Source organism: [Clostridium] cellulosi (genome assembly GCF_036762875.1).
Classification (GTDB): Bacteria; Bacillota; Clostridia; order Oscillospirales; family Ethanoligenentaceae; genus Ruminiclostridium_D; species Ruminiclostridium_D cellulosi.
On sequence record NZ_JBAIZF010000018.1, the window covers coordinates 82,907 to 90,006 of the forward strand.

7 protein-coding genes are annotated in these 7,100 nt (G+C 45.7%); 5 read left to right on the forward strand and 2 right to left on the reverse strand.

What is annotated here, in order from left to right:
• Positions 1-37 precede the first annotated feature (37 nt).
• The gene (gene prfA / locus V6C21_RS05285; RefSeq protein ID WP_034840299.1) at positions 38-1,114 is read right to left on the reverse strand and encodes a peptide chain release factor 1; all 1,077 of its coding nucleotides are present in this window, start codon (positions 1,112-1,114) and stop codon (positions 38-40) included.
• Positions 1,115-1,155: 41 nt separating this feature from the next.
• Positions 1,156-1,362 carry a DUF951 domain-containing protein gene (locus tag V6C21_RS05290; protein ID WP_034840301.1) on the reverse strand — a complete coding sequence of 69 codons (207 nt, stop codon included), beginning with the start codon at positions 1,360-1,362 and terminating at the stop codon, positions 1,156-1,158.
• Positions 1,363-1,622: 260 nt separating this feature from the next.
• On the opposite strand from V6C21_RS05290, the gene V6C21_RS05295 reads away from it, so the two are divergent.
• The 5 genes from V6C21_RS05295 to V6C21_RS05315 all read left to right on the forward strand — a co-directional run bounded on the left by V6C21_RS05295 (position 1,623) and on the right by V6C21_RS05315 (position 6,952).
• Positions 1,623-2,006 (forward strand): hypothetical protein, encoded by a 384-nt coding sequence (locus V6C21_RS05295; RefSeq protein ID WP_045085253.1) that lies wholly within the window; start codon positions 1,623-1,625, stop codon positions 2,004-2,006.
• Between the two features lie 136 nt (positions 2,007-2,142).
• A complete protein-coding gene (locus V6C21_RS05300) occupies positions 2,143-3,063 on the forward strand; it encodes a S1 RNA-binding domain-containing protein (RefSeq protein WP_034840306.1) in 921 nt (306 codons plus the stop codon).
• Between the two features lie 147 nt (positions 3,064-3,210).
• Positions 3,211-4,707, forward strand: a complete 1,497-nt coding sequence (locus tag V6C21_RS05305) for an ABC transporter substrate-binding protein (protein ID WP_479268519.1) — start codon at positions 3,211-3,213, stop codon at positions 4,705-4,707.
• 191 nt (positions 4,708-4,898) lie between these two features.
• The gene (locus V6C21_RS05310; RefSeq protein ID WP_034840312.1) at positions 4,899-5,258 is read left to right on the forward strand and encodes an Asp23/Gls24 family envelope stress response protein; all 360 of its coding nucleotides are present in this window, start codon (positions 4,899-4,901) and stop codon (positions 5,256-5,258) included.
• 56 nt (positions 5,259-5,314) lie between these two features.
• Positions 5,315-6,952 carry a DAK2 domain-containing protein gene (locus V6C21_RS05315; protein WP_034840315.1) on the forward strand — a complete coding sequence of 546 codons (1,638 nt, stop codon included), beginning with the start codon at positions 5,315-5,317 and terminating at the stop codon, positions 6,950-6,952.
• The last annotated feature ends 148 nt before the right edge of the window (positions 6,953-7,100 follow it).

Below are 7,100 nucleotides of genomic sequence, written 5' to 3' on the forward strand. Positions count from 1 at the left end.
TATCCAAGAGAAGATTAAAAATTCTGAAAGTTTGCAGTTAGCTTATGGCGCCGCCCTGTTTGAGCTTTTCTGCCTGAATGGCAGTGATGAGCGGCTCAATTATATCGTCAAGCTCGCCGTTTAAAATTGACTCTATTTTATAAAGCGTAAGTCCTATGCGGTGATCCGTAACTCTGCCCTGCGGGAAATTGTAGGTACGGATACGCTCGCTGCGGTCTCCGGTGCCGACCTGCGACCTTCTCTCGGCGGCAATCTTCTCTTCCTGCTCCCTTTGCTGGCGCTCGTAAAGCCTTGAGCGAAGCACCTTCATGGCTTTATCCTTGTTCTTGTACTGGCTGCGCTCGTCCTGGCATTCGACAACTATCCCAGTGGGTATATGCGTAATGCGGATTGCAGAATCGGTTTTGTTGATGTGCTGGCCGCCCGCACCACTTGAACGGAAGGTGTCAATCTGAATGTCATTCGGGTTGATTTCGACCTCGACGTCCTCTACCTCCGGCAAAACTGCAACAGTGACGGTTGACGTATGGATACGCCCCGACGCCTCGGTCTCTGGGACACGCTGGACCCTGTGGACGCCGCTCTCATACTTGAGCCTGCTGTATGCGCCGTCCCCTTCAATCATAAAGCTGATTTCCTTGATGCCGCCAAGCTCAGTTTCATTGAGGTTCAGCACCTCTATCTTCCAACCCTTATGCTCGGCATACATAGAATACATGCGGAAAAGTTCAGCCGCAAAAAGGGCAGCCTCTTCTCCGCCTGCACCGCCTCTTATCTCCATTATCACGTTTTTGTCGTCGTTTTTGTCTCGCGGCAGAAGGAGGATATTCAGCTCATTTGTAAGCCGCTCTTTGTCTTTTCTTGCTTTCGCAAGCTCCTCTTCCGCCATCTCCCGCAATTCGCGTTCAGGCTTTGACTCTATAATCTCCAGTGCGTCCTTTTCCGTTTGGCAGGCATTTTTATATTCCCTGTATTTTTCAACGAGCGTTCCCAAATTTTTATGCTCAAGCATTAATTTTTTCAGTTTATCCTTATCGCTCAGCACATCAGGCTGGGCGAGCTTTTCTGTTATCTCATTATATCTTTCTTCTGCACTTTCAAGCTGTTCAAACATTACATTTGCTTCCCCCGAAATAGATACTACAGCCTGCAGATTCAGGCATTCGAGCTGTCAGATGCTGTATTTTCCTTAATGACATTTTTTATTTTCTTTACTATCTTGACCCGAGGTGTCATCACCTCATGGCCGCATTTCTCGCATTTAATTTTAAAATCTACGCCGATGCGCAGCACAATAAACCTATTGCAACCGCATGGGTGGTTTTTCTTCATTACAATGATGTCACCGACTGCTATATCCATAAAAGACTCCGCCTTTCATTTTATGTACCGCAGCCACATTTCTGCGGCGCATATGATATAGTTTACAGATTATAAACTGTGCCGGTCACTATAGTATATCATAAATCTTGGATTATCTCAAAGCTATTTGGGCAAAAGTTGTCAGCGATATATTGTATAAATTTTTCAGCGACTTTTCGGTATTTGAAAGGGTTTTACGGAAATGATATCAGCAGAATTATAAAAAGGCTAAGGCTGGCTTTATTTTGGAGGCTGTTTTTATGAGCATTTATACGGTAGCTGAATTTGATTCTGTTGATTTGGCCGATTTAGCATCAGGCAAAGTACGCGATATGCAAGGCGTTGTTGGCATAGAGGTTTTGAGAAACCGTTTCGCAGCACGGGCTGAGGACGAAAACGATACAACGCTGCCTTTCATTCCCGTAGGCACGGGGTGGTCGTATACGAGCGGAATTGGCGGCGGCCCGTTTTACTCGATACCCTTTTCACGTGGGTTTGACGATGAGTCGGGCGAAAACTTCGAGCCTTCAAGGCGGCGTGACGCGCTCTTAAAAGTTGAAACCAAAGACCAAGAAACGGCCCAAACAGTGTCTTATATTCTCAGAAACCTCGGCGGGCGCGGCGTCTCTATCGTAAAAAAATAGCCATGTTTTTGAATGTGTCCAAAAAGCTTTTTTTATACTAAAAAATATTTATTTATAAAATAACAGTCATTTGTGAAATATTTTTTGACCCTTGCATATAAATTGAGTGGAGCGAAAAAAAGGGAGGTAAATCGCAATGGCTGTTATCAAGCCTGAGGGATGGCTTTTGGACACCGCCGAAAACCGTGAGGCTCTGCGCAGCCCCGCAAATCTTTTAAGGGCTGAAGAGGAGGGCCGCACCGTTGAGGCGCGCGCGCTCGTATGTGACAGCTCGCACAATCTTATAGTCGATCTTGGATGCATGAAAGGTATCATTCCGCGTGAAGAAGGCGCGCTGGGTCTTGATGACGGCACGACAAGGGATATAGCCGTGATTTCAAGGGTAAATAAAGCCGTCTGCTTCAAAATAATAAGCCTGCCGCATCCGCCGGATAAGATGGCTGTATTATCCCGCCGTGCAGCGCAGGAAGAAGCCGTCAGGCTTTATATATCAAAGCTTAAACCTGGGGATATCATCGACGCCCGGGTCACACACCTTGAGCCGTTCGGCTGTTTCGTGGACATCGGATGTGGCATAGCCTCGCTTATCCCGATAGACCTTATTTCAGTTTCACGCATAGCTCATCCGCGCGATCGTTTCAGGGTCGGTCAGGATATACGCGCCGTCGTAAAATCAGTCGAAGGCCCGAGCCGCGTATGCCTGACGCATAAGGAGCTGCTGGGCACATGGGAGGAAAACGCAGCAAACTTCACGCCCGGAGAAACTGTTGCGGGGATTGTGCGTTCTGTTGAGAGCTACGGCATTTTCGTTGAGCTGGCGCCGAATCTGGCAGGGCTTGCTGAGCCGAAGGAAGGCGTCAAACCTGGTCAGCACGCAAGTGTATTCATCAAAAGCCTTATACCCGAAAAGATGAAAGTTAAACTTATTATTGTCGACGCTTTTGACGCGGAGTATAAGCCGGAAGAGCCTTATTATTACATAACCGGTGACCATATAGACAGATGGGTCTATTCTCCCCCCGGATGTGAAAAAGTTATTGAAACTGTTTTTAAGTGAATTCAGCATTTGTGGCTGTTTTCAATGATGAAATCATTGTAAAACAGCCTTTTTTCTTGCCCTTATATATTAATCGTGATATTATAAATATAACCGTGTGTTATACCGGTAAAATTATCTGCATAATGAAGTTAAAATGGGGAGCTTATGAATAGAAGATTGAAGCCGGCCGCTTTCCTTGCACTGGCCTTGGCAATAACAATTATTTTTACAGGCTGCTCTTCAGGAAAAAACAATTCAAGCAAGGCATCAGAGTCCTCTTTAAGCCAGACAAAAAAAACAGGCGAAACGCTGAAAACGTTTTCATTGCCCTATACGACAACGGAAAACTTTAATCCGCTGTCGCCTGCGTCTAATGCCAATATGGTTTTATGGCCGCTTATCTACGACTGCCTTTGCGAGCCAGACGCAAACTTTAATCCGGTAATGCGCCTTGCCGAATCGGTCAACTCAAGCGGCACTACAGCCACCATAAAACTTAAAAGTGGTGTCCAATTCACCGACGGTTCGCCTCTTACCGCCGCCGATGTAGTATATACATTTAACGCCGTACGCTCAAACGCCAATTCACCTTATTATTCAAGGCTTGCCAATGTGTCTGAAGTCAAGGGAAACGGCAATACAGTGACCCTGACGCTTATAACCCCAGACCCGCTGATTGCCAATATGCTCGATATACCGATTATTAAGGCAGACAGCGATAAAAATGGCAACGCTATCGGCACAGGGCGGTATAAATATTCAAAAAGCGGCACAAACGCTGTGCTCACCAAAAACCCGAAATGGTATAACGGCAACTCATCCAAATTCAACAAGATTTCGCTTGTAAACATACCTTACAGCGATGCCATTATGACGAGTCTGGCTATTGGCGAAATTAATTTTGTTTATTCAGACGATGGCACCAACTCGGCAGCTTCGGTGCCCAATACCGACACTTCGCCCGTAAACCTAAACCAGCTCATTTATGTTGGAATCAATGCCGGAAAACCACATCTCAGCAATGCCCATTTCAGGCGTGCGCTTTCCTTCTCGATAAGCAGGGAGTTGCTGGTCTCACAGAACTACTCAAACCGCGCATATCCCAGTGCTTATCCATTTAATCCGAAGTGGTCCGAGATTTCAAAAATTCCTCAAAAGCTGTCGTCTGACTTTGATGCCGTTGCGGCTGAGATGCAGCAGGCAGGCAATACCTCTGGAATAACGCTGACCCTCCTCGTCAATCAGGAAAACCCTGTCCGAAACAATGTCGCTAAATATCTCGCTTCTTGTTTTAATAAGACAGGCATAAATGTGACAGTAAAATCCGTGCCATACGAGGAGTATGAATCACTTATCAAAAGCGGTAATTTTGATATGTATCTGGGTGAGGTAAGACTCTCAAACAATATGGACATCAGTCCGTTGCTTGCAGCCGGCGGGACGGCAGCCTTCAGCACTGTTCCAAATTCGTCCACTCTCTCGGCATTCAACGACTGGCGAAACGGTTATAAGGACATTGCTTATGTGGCTGATACCTTTGAAGCTGAAATGCCGTTTATTCCTCTTTGTTACCGCACAGGCCTTACCTCATATACAAAGGGGCTTACCGGGGTTCAATCAATGGACAACGATGTATTCTTCAATTTTGAAAAATGGAAGTAGGAACGCTGCTTAAATGCCCATAATCACACTGACTTTTTTAAAATTACAACGCTTCTATTTTGAATAAATAACGGCTGTGACGCCGGCGGCAGAGTAATAAATTCTGTATATTATAAAAACATAGTTGTTAAACCGGCGAAAATAAGGTAAAATATATTTAATGCCGAGAGACTACTTAAAGGAGTAAAGGAGTGAAGAGCTTGATTTGCCTGGAAAACCCTAATGGATATATAGAAATCAGCCATGAGTATTTTTCTAAACTGATAGGACTTGCCGCTTCATCGTGCTATGGCGTCGCAGGAATGGCTGCAAGCAACAAGGTACAGGGGCTTACACAGCGTTTGACACGCGATAAGCTCAAACGCGGTGTAAAGGTAAGTTCAGTCGGCGGAAAGCTCTTTATTGATCTTCATATAATCGTTACCTATGGCGTTAATATTACTGTAATTGTTAAAAGCATAATAAAAAAGGTCAGATACACGGTTGAAGAAGCAACCGGACTTAAGGTAGACTGCGTCAACGTATTCGTTGATGAAATGAAACCAGAATAAATAATTCAAAATAAATAAACAACGTATTTTGATATTGTGAAGGAAGATTAATTCTCATGGAAAATCTTTGTGTTTCCGGCCGTCAGCTAAAAGATATGCTTTTATCTGCTGCCCATGTGTTGGAGGCTCGCAAGCAGGAAATAAATGAGCTTAACGTATTCCCCGTTCCTGACGGTGATACCGGAACCAACATGTCAATGACAATGAATTCAGTTGTCCGTGAACTTTCACGGCTTGATTCATGCACAGTTTCACAGGTTACAGAAATTGCAGCGTCTTCCCTCCTAAGAGGGGCAAGAGGTAACTCCGGTGTAATACTGTCACTGCTTTTCCGCGGTATCGCGAAAAAACTTAACGGCTTAGATGAAGCGACTGGCGCGGATTTTGCCGCCGCCTTGACCGCTGGTGTCGAAGCCGCCTACAAGGCTGTTATGAAGCCGCAGGAAGGTACCATTCTCACTGTTGCGAGAGAAGCCGCCGAGGCCGGCGTGGCTGCCGCAAACTGTGAGGGTGAAAATGATTTTGTCTCTGTTATGGAGGCTATCAGCAAAACAGCGTCCGATACACTTGCAAGGACGCCAGATATGCTGCCTGTACTCAAAAAGGCAGGAGTCGTTGATTCCGGCGGAAAAGGCCTTGTCGTCATTTTCGACGCTATGCTGCGTTCGCTAAAAGAGGGCGGCGTTATCGGGGAAAGCGAAACAGAAAAGGTCGAAAATGCGCCTGCCGCAGTTGGAACCAGTGATGAGGAAATACATTTTACTTATTGCACCGAATTTATCATTAATAAAACCGGCGAGCCGGCAAAAGACCCGCTGGCACTCCGGGCGTTTCTTGAGTCGATAGGCGACTGCGTTCTCGTTGCCGATGACACAAGTTTTATAAAAGTCCATTGCCATACGGACAATCCCGGCAATGCGATTCAGGAAGCTTTGACATACGGGTACTTAACTGATATAAAAATCGACAACATGAGGATTCAGTCAGAAAAGAAGAAAAATAACGCGGAGACGCTCCAGAGAGTCGAACCTGAAAAACAATATGGTTTTGTCGCTGTCGCGTCAGGTGAGGGACTCGCTCAAATTTTCAAAGAGCTTGGAGCTGACCGCGTCGTTGAGGGCGGGCAGACAATGAACCCCAGCACCGACGACATCCTTTCTAATATAGAAGCAACGCCTGCCGAAACGGTTATCGTTTTGCCCAACAACAAAAACATTATTCTAGCGGCAGAACAGGCAGCGTCACTGGCAGACAGAACGGTTTACGTTCTCCATACAAAAACCCTTCCCCAGGGTATGACCGCTCTCGTCAATTTTGACCCGGATGAAGACATAACCACCAATATGCGCAACATGGAGGCTGCGGCCGAAAAAGTCAAGACAGGACTTGTTACCTTTGCGGCCCGTGACTCTGACTTCGACGGCAACAAGATAAGCAAAAATGAAATTCTCGCTATAGCAAACGGAAAGATATTGTTCACCGAAACGGATCCTGTTCAGGCAGCAGCAAGGCTTATCTTAAAGCTGTCGGATAAATCCACCTCGTTTGTGACAATTATCTTTGGCGCTGACACTACGGAAGAGCAGGCGGAAACTATAAAAGCTCTCGTAAGCGAAAAGCTCGGCGAGCAAGTTGAAATCAATATAATAGACGGCGGACAGCCTGTTTATCACTTTATTCTTTCAATAGAATAATAAATTAAGGCCTGCAAATTATGATCCGCCCCTGTCAATGTAGACCAGGGAAATAATTAAAACATGGTTATTGAATAGCTACTGCCAAATGGTGGTAGCTCTTTTTATGCAGCAAACTTTGCCTTGTACTTCAGAATCCGTTTGTTCT